Genomic DNA, 254 nt, shown 5'->3' on the forward strand with positions numbered 1-254 from the left:
TCGGACAGTAACAGAACAAACTTATAGTTAAATTAAGCCAGCAGTATCCTCAGGAGACCTTTTATGAATACTCCCGACATATTGTAGGAAAATGGCTCGGGCATTTAATCAGTATTGTTTTTATTACTTATTTTCTTGCACTCGGTGCATTTGAAGTCAGAGTCATGTCCGAAATCGTGGATTTTTTTCTCCTCGAAGGGACACCGTCTTGGGCAATCATTATGACAGTTCTTTGGATTGGGCTTTATTCAATT

General features: G+C 38.6%; 1 pseudogene. It reads left to right on the forward strand.

Annotation, left to right across the window (positions count from 1 at the left end):
* Positions 1 to 20: 20 nt before the first annotated feature.
* Positions 21 to 254 (forward strand): annotated as a pseudogene (locus SB660_RS22210) (GerAB/ArcD/ProY family transporter); the annotation flags it as partial.

This window comes from Bacillus sp. SIMBA_005 (assembly GCF_046535585.1).
GTDB lineage: Bacteria > Bacillota > Bacilli > Bacillales > Bacillaceae > Bacillus > Bacillus pumilus.